General features: G+C 48.5%; 26 protein-coding genes and 2 tRNA genes. 18 read left to right on the top strand and 10 right to left on the bottom strand.

All coding sequences use genetic code 11. From position 1 onward, the window contains the following. Nucleotides 1-241: 241 nt before the first annotated feature. The 14 genes from O3682_RS02275 (at nt 242) to nqrM (ending at nt 12,723) form a co-directional block, all read left to right on the top strand. Nucleotides 242-745 carry a pilin gene (locus O3682_RS02275; protein ID WP_371508206.1) on the top strand — a complete coding sequence of 168 codons (504 nt, stop codon included), beginning with the start codon at nt 242-244 and terminating at the stop codon, nt 743-745. 119 nt (nt 746-864) lie between these two features. Continuing rightward, nucleotides 865-1,323 (top strand): pilin, encoded by a 459-nt coding sequence (locus O3682_RS02280; protein ID WP_371508207.1) that lies wholly within the window; start codon nt 865-867, stop codon nt 1,321-1,323. 390 nt (nt 1,324-1,713) lie between these two features. Next, the gene (locus tag O3682_RS02285; protein WP_003684427.1) at nt 1,714-2,196 is read left to right on the top strand and encodes an Lrp/AsnC family transcriptional regulator; all 483 of its coding nucleotides are present in this window, start codon (nt 1,714-1,716) and stop codon (nt 2,194-2,196) included. Between the two features lie 117 nt (nt 2,197-2,313). Beyond that, entirely contained in the window at nt 2,314-2,910 is a 597-nt protein-coding gene (locus O3682_RS02290; RefSeq protein WP_371508208.1) for a DUF1415 domain-containing protein, read from the top strand. Between the two features lie 14 nt (nt 2,911-2,924). Continuing rightward, nucleotides 2,925-3,284, top strand: coding sequence for a YbaN family protein (locus O3682_RS02295; protein WP_070632654.1), 360 nt, complete (start codon nt 2,925-2,927; stop codon nt 3,282-3,284). Nucleotides 3,285-3,726: 442 nt separating this feature from the next. Continuing rightward, complete coding sequence (locus O3682_RS02300) at nt 3,727-5,145, top strand: sodium:proton antiporter (protein ID WP_371508209.1); 1,419 nt, start codon at nt 3,727-3,729, stop codon at nt 5,143-5,145. Nucleotides 5,146-5,482: 337 nt separating this feature from the next. Continuing rightward, nucleotides 5,483-6,826, top strand: coding sequence for a Na(+)-translocating NADH-quinone reductase subunit A (locus tag O3682_RS02305; protein WP_371508210.1), 1,344 nt, complete (start codon nt 5,483-5,485; stop codon nt 6,824-6,826). Between the two features lie 2 nt (nt 6,827-6,828). Further along, a complete protein-coding gene (locus tag O3682_RS02310) occupies nt 6,829-8,061 on the top strand; it encodes an NADH:ubiquinone reductase (Na(+)-transporting) subunit B (protein WP_371508211.1) in 1,233 nt (410 codons plus the stop codon). Beyond that, nucleotides 8,054-8,830 (top strand): Na(+)-translocating NADH-quinone reductase subunit C, encoded by a 777-nt coding sequence (locus O3682_RS02315; RefSeq protein ID WP_004519571.1) that lies wholly within the window; start codon nt 8,054-8,056, stop codon nt 8,828-8,830. Before O3682_RS02310 ends, O3682_RS02315 begins: the two co-directional genes overlap by 8 nt. Beyond that, a complete protein-coding gene (locus O3682_RS02320) occupies nt 8,830-9,456 on the top strand; it encodes an NADH:ubiquinone reductase (Na(+)-transporting) subunit D (protein WP_371508212.1) in 627 nt (208 codons plus the stop codon). Before O3682_RS02315 ends, O3682_RS02320 begins: the two co-directional genes overlap by 1 nt. Nucleotides 9,457-9,459: 3 nt before the next feature. Beyond that, nucleotides 9,460-10,053 carry an NADH:ubiquinone reductase (Na(+)-transporting) subunit E gene (gene nqrE, locus O3682_RS02325; RefSeq protein ID WP_003684365.1) on the top strand — a complete coding sequence of 198 codons (594 nt, stop codon included), beginning with the start codon at nt 9,460-9,462 and terminating at the stop codon, nt 10,051-10,053. 13 nt (nt 10,054-10,066) lie between these two features. After that, nucleotides 10,067-11,284: an NADH:ubiquinone reductase (Na(+)-transporting) subunit F gene (gene nqrF / locus O3682_RS02330; RefSeq protein ID WP_371508213.1), complete on the top strand. Its 1,218-nt coding sequence runs from the start codon at nt 10,067-10,069 to the stop codon at nt 11,282-11,284. A gap of 132 nt (nt 11,285-11,416) precedes the next feature. After that, nucleotides 11,417-12,484 carry an FAD:protein FMN transferase gene (locus tag O3682_RS02335; RefSeq protein ID WP_371508214.1) on the top strand — a complete coding sequence of 356 codons (1,068 nt, stop codon included), beginning with the start codon at nt 11,417-11,419 and terminating at the stop codon, nt 12,482-12,484. A 17-nt stretch (nt 12,485-12,501) separates the two neighbouring features. Next, nucleotides 12,502-12,723, top strand: a complete 222-nt coding sequence (gene nqrM / locus O3682_RS02340; RefSeq protein ID WP_003680888.1) for a (Na+)-NQR maturation NqrM — start codon at nt 12,502-12,504, stop codon at nt 12,721-12,723. A gap of 224 nt (nt 12,724-12,947) precedes the next feature. Here the strand turns inward: nqrM and rpmG are convergent, their stop codons facing one another. The 6 genes from rpmG to O3682_RS02370 form a co-directional block, all read right to left on the bottom strand. Then, entirely contained in the window at nt 12,948-13,103 is a 156-nt protein-coding gene (gene rpmG, locus O3682_RS02345) for a 50S ribosomal protein L33 (RefSeq protein ID WP_003684373.1), read from the bottom strand. Between the two features lie 30 nt (nt 13,104-13,133). Continuing rightward, entirely contained in the window at nt 13,134-13,367 is a 234-nt protein-coding gene (gene rpmB / locus O3682_RS02350) for a 50S ribosomal protein L28 (RefSeq protein WP_002216391.1), read from the bottom strand. 250 nt (nt 13,368-13,617) lie between these two features. Continuing rightward, complete coding sequence (gene brnQ, locus O3682_RS02355) at nt 13,618-14,946, bottom strand: branched-chain amino acid transport system II carrier protein (protein WP_371508215.1); 1,329 nt, start codon at nt 14,944-14,946, stop codon at nt 13,618-13,620. A 1-nt stretch (nt 14,947) separates the two neighbouring features. Further along, the gene (locus tag O3682_RS02360) at nt 14,948-15,844 is read right to left on the bottom strand and encodes a segregation and condensation protein A (protein ID WP_371508216.1); all 897 of its coding nucleotides are present in this window, start codon (nt 15,842-15,844) and stop codon (nt 14,948-14,950) included. 92 nt (nt 15,845-15,936) lie between these two features. Next, the gene (locus tag O3682_RS02365) at nt 15,937-16,404 is read right to left on the bottom strand and encodes a hypothetical protein (RefSeq protein WP_371508217.1); all 468 of its coding nucleotides are present in this window, start codon (nt 16,402-16,404) and stop codon (nt 15,937-15,939) included. A 10-nt stretch (nt 16,405-16,414) separates the two neighbouring features. Beyond that, complete coding sequence (locus O3682_RS02370; RefSeq protein WP_371508218.1) at nt 16,415-17,191, bottom strand: tRNA threonylcarbamoyladenosine dehydratase; 777 nt, start codon at nt 17,189-17,191, stop codon at nt 16,415-16,417. Nucleotides 17,192-17,377: 186 nt separating this feature from the next. On the opposite strand from O3682_RS02370, the gene O3682_RS02375 reads away from it, so the two are divergent. After that, on the top strand, nt 17,378-17,842 hold the full coding sequence (locus O3682_RS02375; RefSeq protein ID WP_003680896.1) for a universal stress protein: 465 nt from the start codon (nt 17,378-17,380) through the stop codon (nt 17,840-17,842). Nucleotides 17,843-17,920: 78 nt separating this feature from the next. On the opposite strand, the gene hemL is transcribed toward O3682_RS02375, so the two are convergent. Continuing rightward, a complete protein-coding gene (hemL, locus tag O3682_RS02380; RefSeq protein ID WP_371508219.1) occupies nt 17,921-19,204 on the bottom strand; it encodes a glutamate-1-semialdehyde 2,1-aminomutase in 1,284 nt (427 codons plus the stop codon). Between the two features lie 198 nt (nt 19,205-19,402). Between hemL and O3682_RS02385 the strand changes: the two genes are divergently transcribed. The 3 genes from O3682_RS02385 to O3682_RS02395 all read left to right on the top strand — a co-directional run bounded on the left by O3682_RS02385 (nt 19,403) and on the right by O3682_RS02395 (nt 22,735). Next, nucleotides 19,403-19,798: a hypothetical protein gene (locus O3682_RS02385; RefSeq protein WP_049333912.1), complete on the top strand. Its 396-nt coding sequence runs from the start codon at nt 19,403-19,405 to the stop codon at nt 19,796-19,798. Between the two features lie 75 nt (nt 19,799-19,873). After that, complete coding sequence (gene miaB, locus O3682_RS02390) at nt 19,874-21,196, top strand: tRNA (N6-isopentenyl adenosine(37)-C2)-methylthiotransferase MiaB (protein ID WP_371508220.1); 1,323 nt, start codon at nt 19,874-19,876, stop codon at nt 21,194-21,196. Between the two features lie 228 nt (nt 21,197-21,424). Further along, nucleotides 21,425-22,735: an NCS2 family permease gene (locus O3682_RS02395; protein ID WP_371508221.1), complete on the top strand. Its 1,311-nt coding sequence runs from the start codon at nt 21,425-21,427 to the stop codon at nt 22,733-22,735. A gap of 83 nt (nt 22,736-22,818) precedes the next feature. Here the strand turns inward: O3682_RS02395 and O3682_RS02400 are convergent, their stop codons facing one another. The 3 genes from O3682_RS02400 to O3682_RS02410 form a co-directional block, all read right to left on the bottom strand. Then, the gene (locus tag O3682_RS02400; protein WP_371508222.1) at nt 22,819-23,376 is read right to left on the bottom strand and encodes an ACP-like domain-containing protein; all 558 of its coding nucleotides are present in this window, start codon (nt 23,374-23,376) and stop codon (nt 22,819-22,821) included. 392 nt (nt 23,377-23,768) lie between these two features. Next, nucleotides 23,769-23,843 (bottom strand) — tRNA-Glu (locus tag O3682_RS02405). 12 nt (nt 23,844-23,855) lie between these two features. Then, a tRNA-Arg gene (locus O3682_RS02410) sits at nt 23,856-23,932 on the bottom strand. Nucleotides 23,933-23,976: the final 44 nt, after the last annotated feature.

Here is a 23,976-nt window from a genome sequence, read left to right on the forward strand (position 1 = left end):
TCCCAATAAAAACAACAAATAAAAAATAAAAAATAAAATTTTCAGCCTATTTCCCATACTTGGCACACCGACTGCTTGAAACAACACGTCCGGTAAGGCCCAAGCCTCAAAGCAGCAAGCCCGACGGAAGCTGTATATTCCTTCTTACTTTATGGTTTACTCATAATACATAGTGCCAAGCACATTACGGACTTTTTACTTAAACATAATTATTCACACTTTCAAACTGGAGTTTTAATCAATGAAAGCAATCCAAAAAGGTTTCACCCTGATCGAATTGATGATCGTCATCGCGATTATCGGCATCTTGGCAGTTATCGCCCTGCCTGCATACCAAGACTACACTGCACGTGCCCAAGTTTCTGAAGCCATCACTTTGATGGAAGGTCAAAAGTCTGCTATTGTTGAATACTATGCAGATAAAGGCAAATGGCCTACTAGCAATAAAGAAGCGGGTATTGCAGACGAGGGAAGCATTGAGGGGAAATATGTTAAACAAGTAAAAGTCGAAGCTAATGGTGTTATTACCGCCACAATGAAAGAAGCAAACGTCAATAACGAAATTAAAAATAAAACCGTATCACTTACTCCAACAGCAACTACAACTACAGGAGAAGGTAACGATGCCAAAACAACTGGCAACGGATCTTTCACTTGGACTTGTAAACCAGGTGCAACTGATGGCGTAGCTACAAAATTCTTGCCTTCCTCTTGCCGTCCAGATGAGAAAAAACCAGCTGCGTAAAAATAAGCTAGCTAATCTAATTTAAATATCTAACAAAAGATATTCGACTCGAAGCAAATCCCATAATAATTATGGGATTTGCTTTATAAAATAAAAATAAGAAAACGACATACTCAAAAATGAAAAAACTACGCAAAGCCCAAACCGGCTTTAGCCTGATTGAGTTGATGATTGTTATCGGCATTATCGGCATTTTGGCAATAGCGGCTCTTCCTGCATACCAAAACTATGTTGCCAGAGCACAAGTAGCAGAAGGCATTTTGTTGGCAGGCAGTATGAAAAGCTATGTTGAAGAAGCCTATGCGGATAAAGGCAGCTTGCCGCTTGACCTCAATATCAAGCAACTCGCTTCAGACGACAATAAAGTCGGCAACTATGTAAAGATTGTCCGTATTGAAGATAACGGCACTATTGTTGCCGCCATCGGTAATCAAGCCGCTGTACCTGTGAAGAATACCGAAATCCACCTGACACCAAGTTTTGCAAAAACAGGTAATACCAAAGGCACAACAGTTTGGTCTTGCGGTGGCACCATGGATACACACTTCCTTCCCGTATCCTGCAAACAAAGCTTGTAAGCTTATTTCCCAAAACACAAAAATACATTGCGAAGAAAACCCCAAACAAAGCCAAATACAAACGCGGAAAACGAACAAATCAAAAGAACAAAACTCTCCAAAACAAGGTCATTAAGAGCCTGAATGATCACATTACGAAAATAAATGCCGTCTGAAATTCATTTTCAGACGGCCTCTTTATACCTAATCACAATATGACATAAAACTTTGATCTTGATTAGTTTCAGACGGCCTTCATCTTTTCACAACTACATAAAACAAATTCGCAACACTCCTTATAAGACAATTTGTCGCACATCTGAACTCAATATATAATTTAACCATACAAGTCTTTATTTTTAAGCATTTTTCATTTTTAAAACATACATTGCCTACATTGGGAGAACCAACATGCCTCATCTAAACTTGGACAAAACGGATTTAAAGATTCTGCAGGTTTTGCAGGAAAATGGGCGGTTGAGCAATGTTGAGCTTTCTGAAAAGGTGGCACTCTCCCCTTCTCCCTGCCTGCGCCGTCTCAAGCAGCTTGAAGATGCAGGCATTATTCAAAAATATGCCGCCCAGCTTTCTCCCGTATCTTTGGGCTTGGGTTTGCAGGCTTTTATCCGTGTATCGATTAGCAAGGCAAAAGATGCGCGCGAGGATTTTTCCGAATCTGTCCGCGCTTGGCCGGAAGTATTGAGCTGCTTTGCTTTAACAGGCGAAACCGACTATCTGCTCCATGCATTTTTTACCGATATGAACGCGTTTTCCCATTTTGTTTTGGACACGCTGCTTTCACACCACGGTGTGCAAGATGCGCAATCGAGTTTTGTGTTGAAAGAAATTAAAAACACGACCGCTCTGCCTTTGGTTCATTTGGTTCAGGATTAATGATTTGAAACTGATAAAGGCCGTCTGTTGTTCAGACGGCCTTTTAAATTCCAATGGTTTGCTTTCAAGCCCATACACTTGTATACTTTTTAAGAATAATTCACATAAGCTTTTACTATGACAGACACCGCCCATCTCGATACCAATACTGTTTCAGAACATACCAAACAATGGTTGGAAAAAGCCGTTATCGGGCTGAATCTTTGCCCGTTTGCCAAAGCGCCGCACGTTAAAAACCTGGTTCGCATCGTTGTCAGCGAAGCCCGTCATTTAGACGGTTTCCTTGAGGACTTGGATCGTGAATTGCAGCTTCTGGGCAATACGCCCGCTTCGGAATTGGAAACCACTTTACTGGTTCATCCGACGCTATTCCCTGATTTTGAAACCTTCAACCAAATGCTGGAAATTGCCGATGATGCGGTTGTAGAAAACGAATTGGAAGGCGTTATCCAAATTGCGCCGTTCCATCCTGATTTTCAATTTGAAGGCACAGAAGCCGACGACATCAGCAACTACACCAACCGCTCGCCCTACCCGACCTTGCACCTGATTCGTGAAGACAGCATTGCCAAAGCGGCTGAAGCATTTCCCGATGCCTCGGCAATTTTTGACCGCAATATCGCGCTGCTGGAAAAAATGGGGCATGAGGGCTGGGATAAATTAGACATTCCGCGTTGTCCATTTCCGCATCACAAGCCATCTGAAAACAAATAATTGGTGATGGGAAGATGGTTCGCTATTTATTGATTTTTTGCGGCGCATTGTCACTCGTCTTGGGCATTATCGGCATTTTCCTGCCATTACTGCCGACTACGCCTTTCATTTTATTGACCGCCGCCTGCTGGGCAAAAGCCTCGCCGCGCTTTCACAATTGGCTGTATCATCACCGCCATTTCGGTCCGATCATACAAAACTGGGAAAACAACGGCGCCGTGCCACGCAAGGCAAAGTTCTTCGCTATCGGCATGATGGCCCTTTCTTGCCTGTTTATGTTTTGGCAATTTCCGGAACGCTGGTGGATTGGTGCCGTATCATCAGTCTTCTGTAGTTGCGTGGCAGTGTGGATGTGGTTACGGCCGGAGGCATAAAATAAAACAGGTGGGCATTTTCGCTTACCTGTTTTTTATTTTCACACCCAATTTATCCATTAAAACAATCAGTAAGAACCAAAACACCCTATTCAACCCTCATTTTTCAGACGGCCTCCATTTATTCAATCAAATGTAAATTTTAGCTAAAATTAATTCAAAGCATTTTTTCGATAGTATTATTTTCGATATTTTAAACTCCTGTTTCAAAAACATTTTTTTACTACTTCCAACTACGCCCATCGCTTTTATTTCTTTATTTGTATCAACATTTCTTTTGATTCCAACACTCTAAACCGTCCCTTAACACTTGCTTTGCGTTATACTTTCCCCTGGCACAACCGCGCAGTTCGTCTGGATATTTTCAGACGGCCTGAATATTTCACCGCCGTGCTTTCTCAACGAAGTTCCTCACGGCGCAACAGAATAAAAAGGAAATACTATGCGCTCTCTCTCATTTTTACTGCTTCTTGCCGCCTTTCCTGCTGCGGCATCTGATTTTGACGGCTCATCCGCAAGCCTGCTTTGGGGTCTGCCGTTTGCACTGATTCTCTTGTCCATTGCACTCGGACCTCTGTTTTTCTCCCGTATTTGGCACCATCACTTCGGCAAAATTACAGCGTTTTGGACGCTGCTGTTTTTAACGCCGTTTATCATAACCTTTGGTTTTGGAGCCGGCGTGCATACCGTTGCCCATGCGTTGGTTGAAGAATATATCCCCTTTATCCTGCTGCTTTTGGCGCTCTATACCATTTCAGGCGGTATTTTTGTCAGCGGCGATTTGCACGGCTCGCCTAAATTGAACACAACCCTGTTGGCAGTCGGCACGGCTTTGTCGTCCATCATGGGGACGACAGGCGCGGCTATGTTGATGATTCGTCCGCTTTTGAAAGCCAATCATAAACGCCACTACCGCGTTCACATTGTGATTTTCTTCATTTTCTTGGTAGCGAATATCGGCGGCGGTCTGACTCCTTTAGGCGATCCCCCTCTGTTCTTAGGATTCCTGAAAGGCGTAGATTTCATGTGGACGGTCAAACACATGCTGATGCCTGTATTGATCAGTTCTGTGGTTTTGCTGGCCGTTTTCTACATCATCGACAGCCGACACTTCAACCGTGAACAAAGCGAGCACCTTGCTCCCGCCCCTTCCGATAAAGAAGAAAAAATCAAAATTTACGGCAAATGGAATTTCCTGTTACTGGCCGGTGTTGTCGGCGCGGTTTTATTGTCCGGCTTGTGGAAACCAAATCATCCGGGCTTTGAAATCTTGGGCAGCCATTACGCCTTGCAAAACCTGATGCGCGATGGCATTTTGCTGGCTTTGACCGCCGTATCTTGGATTATTACACCCAAACAGGTACGCGCAGGCAATGAGTTCAACTTCGAGCCGATTGCCGAAGTGGGCAAACTGTTTTTGGGTATTTTCATTACCATTTCCCCCGTCTTGGCAATTTTGAAAGCCGGCGAAACAGGTGCATTGGCTTCCGTTGTTTCTCTGGTTCACGACTCGGCAGGCAATCCGATTAATGTGATGTATTTCTGGATGAGCGGCATTTTGTCGGCATTCTTGGATAACGCGCCGACTTATTTGGTGTTCTTCAATATGGCCGGTGGCGATGCCCAAGCCTTGATGACAGGCCATCTGTTCCATTCGCTGCTGGCAGTATCCATGGGTTCCGTATTTATGGGTGCGCTCACTTATATCGGTAATGCGCCGAACTTCATGGTCAAAGCCATTGCCGAACAACGCGGCGTACCGATGCCTTCCTTCTTCGGCTACATGGCATGGTCGGTGATTGTATTGGTACCGCTGTTTGCCCTGCATACGATGATTTTCTTCGTTTGGCAGCTCTTTTAAACTTAGAGGCCGTCTGAAATTCAGACGGCCTTTTATTTTCAGCTATATCATCAAACATAGCGTTTAAATATCAATCAGTTAAAAATTATTTCTCTTAACACTCGATTACATATTCCTACTTTTTTCCCACTTTTCCCGTAAAAATAAGCGTAAAACTGACATAAAGCAGCCTATACCTGATAAAATCTAAAGCTTTGTTGTTTGCGTTTATTCGTTGTTTTTATAGCAAACCTCTGCTTTTTTCAGACAGCCCATTCTTTGTTTCAAAGCATTACATGCCGTCTGAAAAAACAATCCGACATCCGAATCTCAACCCACCAAAAAGTAACGCATCCTTATGATTAAGATAAAAAAAGGCTTAGACCTGCCTATCGCAGGCAGACCGGAGCAAGTCATTTATGACGGCCCGGCCATTACCGAAGTCGCGTTGCTTGGCGAAGAATATGTCGGCATGCGCCCCTCGATGAAAATCAAGGAAGGCGAAGCCGTCAAAAAAGGCCAAGTGCTGTTTGAAGACAAAAAGAATCCGGGCGTAGTATTTACCGCTCCGGCTTCAGGCAAAATCGCCGCGATTCACCGTGGCGAAAAGCGCGTACTTCAGTCAGTCGTGATTGCCGTTGAAGGCAACGACGAAATCGAGTTCGAACGCTACGCACCTGAAGCGCTGGCAAAATTGAGCAGCGAAGAAGTGCGCCGCAGCCTGATCCAATCCGGTTTGTGGACTGCGCTGCGTACCCGTCCGTTCAGCAAAATCCCTGCCGTCGATGCCGAGCCGTTCGCCATCTTCGTTAATGCGATGGACACCAATCCGCTGGCTGCCGATCCTACGGTCATCATCAAAGAAGCCGCCGAAGACTTCAAACGCGGCCTGTTGGTATTGAGCCGCCTGACTGAGCGTAAAATCCATGTGTGTAAAGCAGCAGGCGCAGACGTGCCGTCTAAAAACGCTGCCAACATCGAAACACATGAATTTGGCGGCCCGCATCCTGCCGGTTTGAGTGGCACGCACATTCATTTCATCGAGCCAGTCGGTGCGAACAAAACCGTTTGGACCATCAATTATCAAGATGTGATTGCCATTGGCCGTTTGTTTGCAACAGGCCGTCTGAACACCGAGCGCGTTGTTGCCTTGGGTGGCTCTCAAGTCAACAAACCGCGCCTCTTGCGTACCGTTTTGGGTGCGAAAGTATCGCAAATTACTGCGGGCGAATTGGTTGATGCAGACAACCGCGTGATTTCCGGCTCAGTATTGAACGGCGCGATTGCACAAGGCGCGCACGATTACCTCGGCCGCTACCACAATCAGATTTCCGTTATCGAAGAAGGCCGCAGCAAAGAGCTGTTCGGCTGGGTTGCGCCACAACCGGACAAATACTCCATCACGCGCACCACTCTCGGCCATTTCCTGAAAAACAAACTCTTCAAGTTCAACACAGCCGTCAACGGCGGTGACCGCGCCATGGTACCAATCGGCACTTATGAGCGCGTAATGCCCTTGGATATCCTGCCTACCCTGCTCTTGCGCGATTTAATCGTCGGCGATACCGACAGCGCTCAGGCACTGGGTTGCTTGGAATTGGACGAAGAAGACCTCGCTTTGTGCAGCTTCGTCTGCCCGGGTAAATACGAATACGGCCCGCTGTTGCGCAAGGTGCTGGAAACCATTGAGAAGGAAGGCTGATTATGGGCTTGAAACATTTTCTGGAAAAAATCGAACCGCACTTCCTGCCGGGCGGCAAACATGAAAAATGGTATGCCCTCTACGAAGCTGCGGCGACGATTTTCTATACATCCGGCGCGGTAACGCGCAAAGCGGCCCACGTCCGCGATGCGCTCGACTCCAAGCGCATGATGATTTTGGTGTGGCTGGCTTTGTTCCCTACCATGTTTTACGGTATGTACAACGTCGGCGCACAGGCATTCGGTGCATTAACGCCTGATTTGCTGCAACAAAATATCGCCAACGACTGGCATTACGCCCTTGCCAACGCTTTGGGCATCAATATGTCGTCTGAAGCGGGTGTGTTGGGCAAAATGCTGTTCGGCGCGATTTTCTTCCTGCCGATTTACGCGACTGTATTTGTTGTGGGCGGCTTCTGGGAAGTTTTGTTCGCCACTGTACGCAAACACGAAATCAACGAAGGTTTCTTCGTAACTTCAATTCTGTTTGCTTTGATCGTTCCCCCTACCCTGCCTTTGTGGCAAGCGGCTTTGGGTATTTCTTTCGGCGTTGTGGTTGCGAAAGAAGTATTCGGCGGTACAGGTAAAAACTTCATGAACCCTGCTCTGGCAGGCCGTGCGTTCCTGTTCTTCGCCTACCCAGCCAACATTACCGGCGATACCATCTGGACTGCAGTTGACGGCTATTCCGGTGCCACTGCTTTGGCGCAATGGGCGGCACACGGTGCAGATGGCCTGAAAAACGCTGTAACCGGTCAAAACATCTCTTGGATGGATGCGTTTATCGGTAACGTACCCGGCTCAATCGGCGAAGTATCCACTTTGGCGCTCTTAATCGGCGGCGCGTTTATCGTGTTCACCCGTATTGCCTCTTGGCGCATTATTGCCGGCGTGATGATCGGTATGATTGCCATGTCTTCACTGTTTAACTTCATCGGTTCGGACACCAACGCCATGTTCTCCATGCCTTGGTACTGGCACTTGGTGGTCGGCGGCTTCGCCATCGGTATGCTGTTTATGGCGACCGACCCTGTTTCCGCTTCCTTTACCAATGTCGGCAAATGGTGGTACGGCGCGCTTATCGGTGTAATGTGCGTATTGATCCGCGTGGTCAACCCTGCTTACCCCGAAGGCATGATGTTGGCGATTCTGTTTGCCAACCTGTTTGCCCCGATTTTCGACTATTTCGTCGCACAAGCGAACATCAAACGCAGAAAGGCGCGCAGCAATGGCTAAGAAATTCGATAAAGACAGCTTCAGTGGCACGCTGATTGTGGTATTGGTTGTCAGCCTGATTTGTTCCATCATCGTTGCTGGTGCGGTCGTCGGCTTGAAACCAATCCAAGAGAAACAAAAACTCCAAGACAAACAAGGCTATATCTTGAGCGTAGCCGGTTTGATGGATAAAAACACCGACATCAGCAAAACCTTTGCCGAACGTATCGAGCAACGCGTTGTCGATTTGGCAACAGGCGAATACGTGAAAGACGCGCCGAAAGACTTCAGCGCGCGCATCGCAGGCAAAGACCCTGCCCAAAGCATCCAAATCAAACCCGAAGACGATTTGGCCGGCATCAAAAGCCGTGCCAAATACACTGAGGTTTACTTGGTAAAAGGCGAAGACGGCAAAGTCAGCCAAATCATCCTGCCTATGCACGGCAACGGTTTGTGGTCTGTCATGTACGGTTTTGTCGCCATCCAACCCGACGGCAACACCATCAACGGCATTACCTATTACGACCAAGGCGAAACCCCGGGCTTGGGCGGCGAAATCGGTAATCCGTTGTGGCAACAAAAATTCGTCGGCAAAAAACTGTTTGACGAACAAGGCAAACTCGCCCTGCATGTTGGCAAAGGCGCAAGTTCGGACAAAGAACACGGCGTAGATGCCCTCTCCGGCGCGTCGCTGACATCTAAAGGCGTGCAAGGTTCGTTCGCCTACTGGTTCGGCGAAAACGGCTATATCCCCTACCTGAACAAATTGAAATCAGCAGGAGCACAATAATGGCTGACATGAAACGCTTGAAACATTTGATGTTTTCACCCTTTATCGACAACAACCCGATTGCCTTGCAGGTTTTGGGTATTTGTTCGGCTTTGGCGGTTACCACCAAACTTCAGACGGCCATCGTGATGGGTATTTCCGTGAGTTTGGTAACCGGTTTTTCCAGCTTTTTCATCTCATTGGTACGCAACTACATCCCCAACAGCATCCGTATTATTGTGCAAATGGCGATTGTTGCTTCCTTGGTAACGCTGGTTGACCAACTGCTCCAAGCCTTTGCTTATGAGCTGTCCAAACAGCTGTCCGTATTCGTCGGCCTGATTATTACCAACTGTATCGTGATGGGCCGTGCCGAAGCATTCGCCATGAAAGAGCCACCGCTGGAAAGCTTGGTTGACGGTATCGGCAACGGTGCAGGTTACGGCTTAATGCTGATCATCATCGCAACCATCCGCGAACTGATCGGCTCAGGCAAGCTCTTTGGCTACACCATTTTCCAAACCGTACAAGATGGCGGCTGGTATCAAACCAACGGCTTGTTCCTGCTCGCTCCTAGCGCGTTCTTCATCATCGGCTTCTTGGTATGGGGTCTGCGCACTTGGAAACCTGAACAGGCGGAGAAATAACACATGGAACATTACTTAAGCCTCTTTGTAAAATCCGTCTTTCTGGAAAACATGGCACTTTCCTTCTTCTTGGGGATGTGTACATTTTTGGCGGTATCTAAAAAAGTATCCACTGCATTCGGTTTGGGCGTTGCCGTAACTTTCGTACTCGGCCTGTCCGTCCCAGCCAACCAACTGGTTTACTCGCTGTTAAAAGACGGCGCGCTGGTTGAAGGCGTGGACCTGACCTTCCTGAAATTCATCACCTTCATCGGCGTAATTGCCGCTTTGGTGCAGATTTTGGAAATGTTCTTGGACAAATTCGTCCCTGCCCTCTACAACGCATTGGGTATCTACCTGCCCCTGATTACCGTAAACTGCGCGATTTTCGGTGCCGTATCGTTTATGGCGCAACGCGAATATAACTTCGGCGAGTCCGTTGTATATGGTTTCGGTGCAGGTTTGGGCTGGCTTTTGGCTATTGTCGCTTTGGCGGGCATTACCGAAAAAATGAAATATTCGGACGTCCCTAAAGGCCTCAAAGGCTTGGGCATTACCTTTATCGCTGCTGGCCTGATGGCAATGGCGTTTATGTCGTTCTCCGGCATCCAGTTATAAGAAAGGAATCGGCATGGAGATTATTTTAGGTATCGTGATGTTTACCCTCATCGTCTTGGTTTTGGCACTGATGATTCTGTTTGCCAAATCCAAGTTGGTGAGCGAAGGCGACATCACCATCAAAATCAATAACGAAAAAGAGCTGACGATGCCTGCCGGTGGCAAACTGCTGGGTGCGCTTGCCAGCCAAGGTATTTTCGTTCCTTCCGCCTGCGGTGGCGGCGGCTCATGCGGCCAATGCCGCGTTGTCGTGAAAAGCGGCGGTGGCGACATTCTGCCAACCGAGTTGTCCCACATCAGCAAACGCGAAGCGCGCGAAGGCTGCCGTCTGTCTTGTCAGGTCAACGTCAAAACCGACATGGACATCGAAGTACCGGAAGAAGTATTCGGAGTGAAAAAATGGGAATGTACCGTCATCTCCAATGACAACAAAGCAACGTTCATTAAAGAGCTCAAGCTTGCCATTCCCGAAGGCGAAGAAGTTCCTTTCCGCGCCGGTGGCTACATCCAAATTGAAGCCCCTCCTCACACTGTTGCCTACAAAGACTTCGATATTCCTAAGGAATACCACGAAGACTGGGACAAATACAATCTGTGGCAATACGTTTCCAAAGTGGATGAGCCGATTTTGCGTGCCTACTCTATGGCTTCATACCCTGAAGAAAAAGGCATCATCATGCTGAACGTTCGTATCGCTACGCCTCCTCCTCGCGTACCTGACGCGCCTCCGGGACAAATGTCATCTTATATTTGGTCACTGAAAGCCGGTGATAAAGTAACGATTTCCGGTCCGTTTGGTGAGTTCTTTGCCAAAGATACCGATGCCGAAATGGTATTTATCGGCGGTGGTGCAGGTATGGCGCCGATGCGTTCCCACATTTTCGACCAGCTGAAACGTTTGAACTCCAAACGTAAGATTACTTTCTGGTATGGTGCTCGTTCTAAACGCGAGATGTTCTATGTCGAAGACTTCGACCAACTCGCAGCAGAATTCCCGAACTTCACATGGCACGTCGCCCTGTCCGACCCATTGCCTGAAGACAACTGGGACGGTTACACAGGCTTCATTCACAACGTGGTTTACGAAAACCACCTGAAAAACCATGAAGCACCGGAAGACTGCGAATTCTACATGTGCGGCCCTCCGATCATGAACCAGTCCGTGATCAAAATGCTCAAAGATTTGGGCGTGGAAGACGAAAACATCCTCTTGGACGATTTCGGCGGTTAACAGACAAAAAGGAAGAAACTTCGGTTTCTTCCTTTTTTATTGCCAGGCCGTCTGAAAACCATACTTTCAGACGGCCTGAACCTTTCTTTTACGATACAATAAAGGCTTCAAAAAATAATCCGCAAATCCCTTATGCCGTTTCTTTCAAATTCGTTTTACCGTCCGATAATCGGTTGCACCGTTGCCATCGTTTCCGCACTCACGCTCTCTGCCTGCCAACCTGAAAAACAACAAACCATCACCCTGCAAGGCGAGACCATGGGCACGACCTATACCGTCAAATACCTTTCAGACGGCCAAGACAAACTCCCCTCCCCTGCCGAAATACAAAAACGCATTGATAATGCGCTTAAAGAAGTCAACCGGCAAATGTCTACCTACCAGACCGATTCCGAAATCAGCCAATTCAACCAGCTGCGCACCGTCAATCAGGCTATGCCCATTTCCCAAGACTTTGCCTATGTGACCGGCGAAGCCTTGCGTTTAAACAAACTGACGCACGGCGCACTGGACGTAACCGTCGGCCCTTTGGTCAACCTTTGGGGATTCGGCCCGCAAAAAGAAATCACGCACGAACCGACTGCCCAAGAAATCCAACATGCTTCAGAAATGGTCGGTACGGACAAACTCAAACTTTCCCAAGACGGCCAGCAGCCTACCCTCGCCAAAACCCATCCCGAAGTCTATTTAGACCTATCCTCCATCGCCAAAGGCTTTGGCGTGGATAAAACCGCCGCCGAACTTGAAAAACTCAATATCGGCAATTATTTGGTAGAAATCGGAGGCGAGTTGCATGGCAAAGGCCACAATGCGCAAGGCAACCCTTGGCGTATCGGCATCGAGCAGCCCAATATCGTTCAAGGCGGCGCAACCCAAATCACCATTCCATTGGACAATAAATCACTGGCCACATCCGGCGACTACCGCATTTTCCATGTCGATAAGTCAGGCCGCCGCCTTTCCCATATCATCAACCCTAAAACCAAACAACCCATCAGCCACAACCTTGCTTCCATCAGCGTAGTAGCTGAAAACGCCACACTTGCAGACGGCCTTTCAACCGGATTGTTCGTCCTCGGAGAAACAGAAGCGCTTAAACTTGCCGAGCAAGAAAATCTCGCCGTTTTCCTTATCATCCGGACCCCGCAAGGCGGCTACCATACTAAAATGTCCAGCGCATTCAAGAAATTATTAAACTAACCTTCAGGAATACACACATGAAAACCCTTCTTCTGACTTTCGGCATCTTTATCATTGTCATCCTCGGCATGGCAGTCGGCTATATTTTCTCCAAACGCACCATCAAAGGCAGCTGCGGCGGCATTTCCTCGCTCGGCATGAAGAAAATGTGCGATTGCGACACGCCATGCGATACCTTGCAAAAAGAGCTGGATAAAAAACAACATTCCGACAACCAAGGCATCAAAGTCGATCATTAAGTCGTTGTTGAATGTTTATTAGTGATTTAAGGCTGCTTATCCCCTATCAGGCCGTCTGAAAAATAAAAGAGCGTAATCCCAATGGATACACGCTCTTTTATTTTGCCTCTTCCAAAGCAATCCAACCATATCTTGCACACCCGTTTAAAACAAAACACTTCAAACCAATCGAGAAAAAAGAAAAGCTCCTGCAAAACAGGAGCTTTTTCTTGGAAGAAACCGGATTATTTCAATTTAGTTTCTTTGTAAATAACGTGTTTACGGGCTACTGGGTCAAATTTTTTGATTTCCAGTTTGCCAGGCATAGTACGTTTGTTTTTAGTAGTTGTGTAGAAGTGACCAGTACCAGCACTGGACTCCAGTTTGATTTTATCGCGCATTGCAGTAATCCTTAATTAATGGTGTTTAAATTAAGCTTCGCCGCGAGCACGCAAATCAGCCAATACGACATCAATGCCTACTTTATCGATGGTGCGCAATGCAGCGTTAGAAACGCGCAGGCGAACCCAGCGGTTTTCACTTTCTACCCAGAAACGACGTGATTGCAAGTTAGGCAAAAAACGACGTTTGGTTTTGTTGTTGGCGTGTGATACGTTATTGCCAGACATCGGGCGCTTACCGGTCACTTTGCAAACTCGTGCCATGGTTAGTCTCCAAACTTCTAAAATAGTAAAACGCGATTTATACCACGAAATCCGCCTTCAGTTCAAGTCGTTTACTGAAAAAACGGGATTTGTGGAAATAAATCTTCTCAATATGTTGCATCTGCGAAACGGTATTTCGCAAAGCCTTAACTTTTCAATTATAACGGATTTCTTTAAAAAAATCATCTGTCGTTTGCGTGGCCGGCGAAATAAACAGGCCGTCTGAACATTTCAGACGGCCTGTTTATCGTCATGCTTTTTTCTTCAACGCCGCATTCAAAATGCAGCCGAGTATAAAGCAGGCTAAAGAGGGAACAACCCACCCTAAACCGATATTGTAAAACGGCAATGCGCGCTCGATGGCAGCCACGGTTTCGGCATCAAATCCAAACGCGGCCTTATAGGCATCGAGCAAGCCGACCATAAGGGCCGCCATCATGGTGCAGAAATAGACAATACGGCCGCCGCCAAACAGTTTATCTGTCAAGGCCAACAAAATGATGACGATGGTCAGCGGATATAACAGCATCAACATAGGGATGGAAAACTGCAAAATCGCTGACAGGCCTTTGTTGGCCAACAGGATAGACACCACCGTATTCAGTATCACAAAGATTTTATAAGAAATCCCCGGGCAAAGACGGTTGAAATATTCTGCGCATGAAGTAATCAAGCCAACCGCTGTACTCAGACAGGCAAGCAACACCATGACGCCAAGCAACACAATACCGGCCGTACCGAAATAGTTCTGTGCGGTTTTAGACAAAACCGACGCGCCGTTTTCCTGTAAGCCGATACCGGCCACACCTGTCGCGCCCATATAGCCGATAAACAGGTAAACCACTGCCAAACAAGAAGCTGCCAACACGCCCGAAATCGTCGTTGTCTTCAGCAAGTCCGAGCGATTGTCCACACCCATGGCGCGAACGGCATCGATGACGATAATGGCAAACACCAGCGAAGCCAGGGCGTCCATGGTGCCGTAGCCTTCCAAAATACCTTTAACCAACGGATGAGTGGCAAAATCGCCTTGCGCCGCCTGCGGCACGCCCATCGGGTTAATAGCGGCATAGCCGACCAATATTGCAATTGCCAGCAACAAAACGGGCGTAAGAATTTTACCGATACGGTCAACCAGCTTCCCTGGAGAAATCGACAGCCAATAAGTCATGCCGAAAAACACCAGGCTGAATACGGCCAATGCGATATTTTTCCAAGATTCATCAATGAAAGGGGAAATCGCGGTTTCAAAAGACACTGTCGCCGTACGCGGCATGGCAAACAGAGGGCCGATTGCCAGATAAAGCGCCGTGGCAAAAGTCACGCCGTACCAAGGCGCAACACGGGAAGCCAGTGCCTCCACATCGCGCGAACCGGAATAGCCGACGGCAATCACGCCCAATAATGGCAAACCCGCCCCGGTCAGCAGAAAGCCGAACATGGCCGAAAGCCAGTTTTCACCGGCCTGCTGTCCCAAAAAAGCAGGAAAAATCAGGTTCCCCGCCCCAAAAAACAGGGCAAACAGCATTAAGCCCACCGCCCATAAAGAAGCTTTGGTATGACTTGTTGTCGAATTCATTTTAGTTCTCTTTTTTCAAATTTTCGTTATCGGTTTTATCTGCTTCAAGGCCGTCTGAAAGCATTTCGGCTTCGTTTGTTTCCAAACCGTCTTTCAGGCTGATTTCGATTTCGCCATAATTTTCCGGCTGTACGATACGCACCAAGCCTTCTTTAGCCAATTCCAGCAATGCAATAAAATTGACCACCACATATGTCGCGCCCTGCTCCGGCTTAAACAAATCGCTGAACTTGCTGATACCGCTTTCGTTCAAACGGCGCAAAATCGCCGTCATCTGCGCGCGCACGGAAATGGTTTCCCGCACTACTTCATGACTGCGCGTATGCTTGGCACGCGACAAAATACCCAACCAAGCCTGCGTCAAATCGGCAATGTACACTTCCGGCAACTTCGCTTCGACCGCAATTTCCAACGGCAAATATGCCCAAGCGAAATCACGTCCGGCACGCGGCAATGCGTCCAAGCCCTGAGCCGCCAGTTTCATCTGTTCGTAAGCCAACAGACGGCGCACCAATTCGGCACGCGGATCCGCCTCTTCATCCTCAACTTCTTCAGGACGCGGCAGAAGCAGGCGCGATTTAATTTCAATCAGCATCGCCGCCATCAGCAGGTATTCCGCTGCCAAATCAAACTGATATGCTTCCATTTGGGCAATATAGTGCAGATACTGCTCGGTAATCTTCACCATAGGAATATCGAGGACATCGATATTTTGCTTGCGAATAAGGTACAGCAGCAAATCCAACGGCCCTTGGAAGCTGCTCAATACCACCTTCAACGCATCAGGCGGAATAAACAAATCCTGCGGCACATCGGTAACAGGCTGACCGAACACCCACGCAACGGTATGTTCAGACGGCGTTGCAGCAGTAGAAGAAATAAGGTGTTCTGAAGACATGGTTAAAGGGTCTTTTTCTTTTTAAGTTTAGTAAGAAGTTTTATCAACAAAAGGCCGTCTGAAACAAGGACGACCCGTTTTTAATATAAAAATCAACGTTTTTTACGATTGATTTGCAAAGAAACAATAGCAATGGCAAAGGTCTGAGCCAAGGCCATACCCAACAGGGGCAGGCTGGCAAAAACTGAACCCGTCAGTACCGAACCGATATCTCGGGACAATACAAAACCATCCCTCGCAAGCATAGCCACCATCAAAGCCAACAACAGCAAACTTTCGCAGCCGACCAAAAGCCAAATCATTTTAACAGAACGGCGTTTGCGCCATTTCATGATACCGGCGTGCAAAAGGCTGAATATCACGACTGACAGACACGGATAAAGAAAAGTGGTGAATGGACGGGTATAACCGCTTTGCACACACAAATAATCGCCGGGCAACGTATTGCATTCCATCACATCGAGAAACATCGGATCGACGGCATACATCAATACGCCGAACCATACCGCATAAATCAGACTAGCAATAAAGTAGGCTTTAAAAAATCGGCTCTTACCCATTTCCTACCCCTCACTTCCGCCCTGCGATATGCTCCACCGCAGCCTGCGCACAATACAGCCCAAACGAAGCCGTTACCAGCATACTCGCCCCATAGCCCGCGCAGGACAAACCTTGCGGCGCGACATCGGTCGAACACGCTTCGCCGGATTGCGGCGGCGTAATATTCTCGGTTGAATAAACGCAAGGCACGCGCATTTTTTCTTTGGTATTGCGGCTGAAGCCGTAGCGTTTGCGCAAGGTATAGCGCAAATTGGAAAGCAACGAGTCGTGGGTGACGCGGCTTAAATCGGCAGTTTGGATTAAAGCCGGATTTTTCTGTCCGCCCGCGCCGCCGCTGATAATAAACGGTTGTTTATGTTGCACGAAATACGCCGCCATCGCCGCTTTGACACGGATTTGGTCGATGGCGTCGATGACGAAGTCAAAAGGCCGTCTGAAAAGTTCGTCCAGATTGTCTTCGGTAACAAAATCTTCGATTTCCGTCACTTCGCATTGCGGATTGATTTGGGCAATGCGTTCACGCAAAGCAGTAACTTTTGCCTTACCGAAATCATCGGTCAAAGCGTGCAACTGGCGGTTGACATTGGACTCGGCAACGTTGTCCAAATCAATCAGCGTTAAACGACCGATACCGCTCCTCGCCAAAGCTTCCACCGCCCACGAGCCGACGCCGCCGACACCGACCACGCACACATGCGCACGCGAAAAGCGCGCCAATGCTTCGTCTCCGTAAAGTCTGGCAATGCCGCCAAAGCGGCGCGAAGAAAGAAAAGCGGCGTCCTGCATAAGTAACCTTGTGATATATCAATAAATTAATGAAAAACGCGACAGGCGAATCGGACTGACATTATACTTGAAAGCAGATGGGCTGTTGTACCCGCCCGAAAGAGTTTATAATCGTTTCACATTCAGACAAGTTCTGATTTCATATTAAACGAAAGTGCCGCTACTCGGCGCAAAAGGAGAATAAATATGTACAAACATCTGGTTGTAGCCGTTGACGGTAGCGAGACCTCCCTCAATGCATTGAAACACGCCGCCGAACTGGCAAGCCTCAACAAAGCCCAACTGACTTTGGTTCACGTTGCCAACCCTGCCGAATACATGGCTTTGGCTCCTGAATTCCTGCAACACGAAAGCTACGAAGCTGCCGCAGTGGCTCAAGGCAACGAAGTTTTGGATTTCGCAGAAAAAACAGCGCGTGAAAGCGGCGTTGAAAACATCGTGAAACATCTGTTGGTTGCCAACAAAGGCGCGCGCGAAATGGCGCAAGACTTGGTTGACTACGCCGACAACAACGGTGCAGACCTGCTGGTACTCGGTACACACGGCCGCACCGGCCTGATGCACTTGCTGATGGGCAGCTTCGCCGAGACCGTAATGCGTCAAAGCCACCTGCCTCTGCTGATTATCCGCAGCAAAGCTGAAGAAGCATAATCAAGCATTGATTTAAAATAGCGAAAGGCCGTCTGAATATTTTTCAGACGGCCTTTTTTCACATGACAGCTTCAGCTTTTATTTTGCCATTTCTTTGAACACTTCGTGTGCCACAGCAATGGTTTCGTCAATCAGCTCAGGCGTATGCGCGGCGGAAACAAAACCGGCTTCGTAAGCTGACGGGCCGAATGCGACATTGCGGTCGAGCATACCGTGGAAGAAATGTTTGAAACCGTCGATATTGGAACGCGCCATGTCGGCGTAGTTTTGCGGCGTGTGGCTGGCAAAATACAAACCAAACATGCCGCCCACGCTGTCCGCCGTAAATTCAACGCCATGCGCTTTAGCCGCGTCGGCAATACCGTTGGCGAGGCGTTGGGTCAAGGCAGTCAGGTTTTCATAGAAGCCTTCACGCTGAATGATTTCCAGCGTTTTCAAACCGGCCGCAACCGCAATCGGATTGCCGGACAATGTACCTGCCTGATACACGCCGCCCAACGGGGAAATACATTCCATAATGTCTTTACGACCACCGAACGCCGCCAAAGGCATACCGCCGCCGATCACTTTGCCCATGGTGGTCAAATCAGGCTTAATGCCGTGCAAAGATTGCGCGCCGCCCAACGCCACGCGGAAACCGGTCATCACTTCGTCGTAAATCAACACGGCACCGTGTTTTTCAGTCAATTCGCGCAAGGCTTTGACAAAGGCTTCAGACGGCCTAACCAGATTCATATTGCCGACAAAAGGCTCCAAAATCACGCAGGCAATGTCATTGCCGCTTTGGGCAAAGGCTTCTTCCAGTTGGGCGATATTGTTGTACTCGAGCACCAAAGTGTGTTTGGTAAAATCGGCAGGCACACCGGCGGAAGAAGGATTGCCAAACGTCAGCAGACCGCTGCCTGCTTTCACCAACAGGCTGTCGGAATGGCCGTGGTAGCAGCCTTCAAACTTGATGATTTTGTCGCGACCGGTAAAACCGCGTGCCAAACGGATGGCGGTCATCGTTGCTTCCGTACCGGAGCTGACAAGGCGCAGCTGCTCGACGGACGGCATGATTTTGGCGATTTCTTCGGCAATGACAATTTCGCCTTCAGTTGGCGCACCAAACGACAAACCGCCCAATGCTGCTTCGCACACGGCTTCAATGACTTCAGGATGGGCATGGCCGACAATCGCAGGGCCCCAAGAGCCGACATAGTCGGTATAACACGTGCCGTTTTCGTCCCAAACATACGCGCCTTCTGCCTTTTTGATGAAGCGCGGTACGCCGCCGACGCTGCCGAATGCGCGCACAGGAGAGTTCACGCCGCCGGGAATAATGGCTTTGGCGCGGTTGAACAAGCTTTCATTACGGTTCATGGTCAATTCTTTCGTAAGAGGTCGTCTGAAAATCAAATTGATGCCATTTTAACACCAAATCCTTTTCAGACGGCCCAAGCTTCAAAATAAGAATCGGGCGCAAAATCAAAATTATTCTTTAAAAACAAACACTCTATCCACATTTTTCCTGCTTGTGCTATAATCCGCGACCTATTGAAACAATAAAAGAAAAGCATCATGTTACGCGGATTCATACTCAGCCTCGCCCTTTTGGCGTCCTCCCTCGTCCATGCACAACGCAGCCTGCCTGATGATATGGACGTGGCCGTTTTAAAAACTGTCGATTTGCCTTATCTGAAAGTCAGCAAAGGCGGTTTTTCTTGGACGCGCCTGCTGACCTTGGGCATTGTGGACGGCAATGCAGCCAAACTGCAAATCACCCGCTTCACCAAAATCCACGATGAAAACGACCGTTTCATTCCGATGGGTCGCCTGCTGAATCAAACCGGCAAAGCCGTTGCGTTCAAATACAATGAAGAAAGCCGCCTCGTCCGCGAAATCTGGATTTTGACCGACGCCGAAGCCGACAGGTTCATCGAACACGCCAAAAAGCAGAAAAAGGCGGAAGAATAATTTTTCAGACGGCCAGAGTATTGCACAGGCCGTCTGAGAACCCTTTTACAACAAGCAAATCAATCAAAACAAACCATGAAAAAAGTATTTATCCGCACCTTCGGGTGCCAAATGAACGAGTACGACAGCGAAAAAATGCTGTCCGTCCTCGCCGAAGAACACGGCGGCATCGAACAGGTTACCCAACCTGACGACGCCGACATCATCTTGTTCAACACCTGCTCCGTGCGTGAAAAAGCGCAAGAGAAAGTCTTCTCCGACTTAGGCCGCGTACGTCCGCTCAAAGAAAAAAATCCCGACCTCATCATCGGCGTTGCCGGCTGCGTTGCCTCTCAAGAAGGCGAAAACATCGTCAAACGCGCTCCGTATGTGGACGTGGTTTTCGGCCCGCAAACGCTGCACCGCCTGCCCAAACTCATCGTTGACAAAGAAACCACCGGCCTGTCTCAAATCGACATTTCCTTCCCCGAAATCGAGAAATTCGACCATCTGCCGCCTGCGCGCGTAGAAGGCGGTTCGGCGTTCATTTCCATTATGGAAGGCTGTTCCAAATACTGCTCTTACTGCGTCGTCCCTTACACCCGCGGTGAAGAATTCTCCCGCCCGCTCAACGACGTATTAACCGAGATTGCCGGTTTGGCGCAACAAGGCGTTAAAGAAATCAACCTCTTAGGCCAAAACGTCAATGCCTATCGCGGCGAAATGGAAAACGGCGAAATCTGCGACTTTGCCACCTTGTTGCGCATCGTCCACGAAATCCCGGGCATCGAACGCCTGCGCTTTACCACCAGCCATCCGCGCGAATTTACCGACGCAATTATCGAGTGCTACCGCGACCTGCCGAAGCTGGTTTCCCACCTGCACCTGCCGATTCAAAGCGGTTCCGACCGCGTATTGAGCGCGATGAAACGCGGCTACACCGCCTTGGAATACAAATCCATCATCCGCAAACTGCGCGCCATCCGTCCTGATTTGTGCCTCAGCTCCGACTTTATCGTCGGCTTCCCGGGCGAGACCGAGCGCGAGTTCGAGCAAACCTTGAAACTGGTCAAAGACATTGCCTTCGACTTGAGCTTCGTCTTTATTTACAGTCCGCGCCCTGGCACGCCTGCCGCCAACTTGCACGACGACACGCCGCACGAAGAAAAAGTGCGCCGCCTCGAAGCTTTGAACGAAGTCATCGAAGCAGAAACCACACGTATCAACCAAACCATGGTCGGCACGGTTCAACGCTGCTTGGTTGAAGGTATCTCCAAAAAAGACCCTGACCAACTGCAAGCCCGTACCGCCAACAACCGCGTGGTCAACTTTACCGGCACACCCGACATGATCAACCAAATGATCGATTTGGAAATCACCGAAGCCTACACTTTCTCCCTGAAAGGTAAACCGGTATAAGCACACACAAACAAAGGCCGTCTGAAACTGTTCAGACGGCCTTTATCTTGGTTCGGCCCGGCATTATCTGATTCATGTATTTTTATTACCCGAACAAAAGGCTTTTCAGTATAATACCGCCCGAAAATTCCCTTATCTATTGAGAAGTTAAGGCCAAAAACCAAACTTTTGCAGACCAATCCGACGATGCCGTCCCGTAAGCGGCTTTCCCAAAAGGAATATTTTTAAATGAGTTCTTCAAATCAAAGCGCTTTGGAACGATTGTTCAACCTGAGTGCCAATCAGACCAACGTCCGCACTGAAATCATGGCCGGTGTGACAACCTTCCTCGCCATGTGCTATATCATCATCGTCAATCCCCTGATTTTGGGCGAAACCGGCATGGATATGGGCGCAGTATTTGTGGCTACCTGTATCGCCTCCGCCATCGGCTGTTTCGTGATGGGCTTTGTCGGCAACTACCCGATCGCCCTCGCTCCGGGCATGGGTTTGAACGCCTACTTTACCTTTGCCGTCGTCAAAGGCATGGGCGTGGACTGGCGTGTGGCTTTGGGTGCCGTTTTCATTTCAGGCATTATTTTCATCCTGTTCAGCTTCTTTAAAGTGCGTGAAATGCTGGTCAACGCCCTGCCTATGGGCTTGAAAATGTCGATTGCCGCAGGTATCGGCCTCTTCTTGGCATTGATTGCGCTCAAAGGCGCAGGCGTGATTGTGGCCAATCCTGCCACATTGGTCGGTTTGGGCGACATCCACCAGCCTACCGCCCTGCTGGCGATGGCTGGCTTTGTCATGGTGGTTGCACTTGGCCACTTCCGCGTTAAAGGCTCCATCATCATTACCATTCTGACACTGACCGCCATCTCCACCATCTTGGGCTTGAGCGAGTTCAAAGGCGTGGTCGGCGAAATTCCGAGCATTGCACCAACCTTCATGCAGATGGACTTTAAAGGCTTGTTCACCGTCAGCATGGTCAGCGTGATTTTTGTATTCTTCCTGGTTGACCTGTTTGACTCTACCGGCACATTGGTCGGCGTTTCCCACCGCGCAGGCCTGTTGCAAGACGGCAAACTGCCGCGTTTAAAACGTGCCCTGCTTGCCGACTCAACCGCCATCGTTGCAGGCGCCGCCTTGGGTACTTCTTCTACAACCCCTTACGTTGAAAGCGCGGCAGGCGTTTCTGCTGGCGGCCGTACCGGCCTGACTGCCGTTACCGTCGGCGTACTGATGCTGGCCTGTCTGATTTTCTCCCCACTGGTTCAAAGCATTCCTGCATTTGCTACCGCACCCGCCCTGCTCTATGTTGGCGCGCAAATGTTGCGCAGCGCACGCGAAATCGATTGGGACGACATGACCGAAGCCGCACCGGCATTCCTGACCATCGTCTTCATGCCGTTTACCTACTCGATTGCCGATGGTATTGCGTTTGGCTTTATCAGCTACGCACTCATCAAACTCTTGTGCAACCGCACCCAAGACGTACCGCCTATGGTATGGATTGTCGCCGTATTGTGGGCACTGAAATTCTGGTTCTTGGGTTAAATCACTCAAAAGAACAGGCCGTCTGAAAACTTTTCAGACGGCCTGTTTTATTTTACCCAGCGTTTAAAGCTGTCGGCAAAAGATTATTTTTTCACTTTTTTAGCGGCTGGTTTAGCGGCAGCTTTCGCGCCTTTGTCCAATGTGCAGAAGCGGGTAACGATTTGATCAACCACTTCTTGTTTGCCGTTTACTTCGGTAGTACCGCGGATAGTCAGCATGTTGCCGTCAACTTTGTCTACGTTGGCTGCAGTAGCTGCTTCAGCAACCCAAGCGACATTGCCGCCCCAGAATGCGTTTACGTCTTTGCTGCTGTCAGTGATACGGAACAGGTTTTCAGTTAATTGGCCTTTGTATTTTACTTGTGCAGCAACAACTTCGTTGCCTTTGAAGCCGTACATTACGCTCAAAGGCTCTTTGCCGTCTTTACCGCATTTGTAGTGAACTTCTTTTTTACCGTCGATAGAGTCTACTTTCAAAGTATTAGGTACTGGAGCTTGAGCTTGTTGAGCCTGAGCTTGGGTTTGTTGTTGCGCAGTAGGCGCAGCTTTAGCTTCAGGTTTAGCTTTAGAACCGCTGCTACATGCAGTCAGGGCAACAGCCGCCAAAACGGCAGGAACGATTAATTTAACATTCATATTCATAATTGACTCCCAAATGGTTTCAATAAAAAACCAGCAAAGGCCGGCTGACATTTACACATTAACAGAGATATTCCGTCTTGTCTTTATCTCAGACGGCATTTTTTAAGAAAAGTTTAAATGTATATTTTTATCTTCTAAAATCAATAAATTATAAATATGAAATCATGTAAATTCAGGTTTGGGAATTTTTAAGATGAATACTGTTGTCAATAAATTGGGGGTTGACAATGGTAAAATGAGATTGAAAAGCGCATATAGATGACAAAAGTCTGGGCAATTTATTTTACATACTTCTGTCTCTTGAGTTGCTGAGCGTTTCAGACAGCCTTAGAATACAAACAGTAAATGCAATAAAAAAACGCAATCTGAAACAGATTGCGTTTTTTGGAAACTGGCACGCCCACGGGGAATCGAACCCCGGTTACCGCCGTGAAAGGGCGATGTCCTAACCGCTAGACGATGGGCGCGGATAAATCTTGTGGCGCACCCGGAGCGATTCGAACGCCCGACCCTCTGGTTCGTAGCCAGATACTCTATCCAACTGAGCTACGGGTGCATCCTTATCACTTCGCAAGTGCGTTGTGAATCAAGAAGACCGAA

It is taken from the genome of Neisseria sp. 27098_8_112 (genome assembly GCF_041433235.1).
Lineage (GTDB): Bacteria > Pseudomonadota > Gammaproteobacteria > Burkholderiales > Neisseriaceae > Neisseria.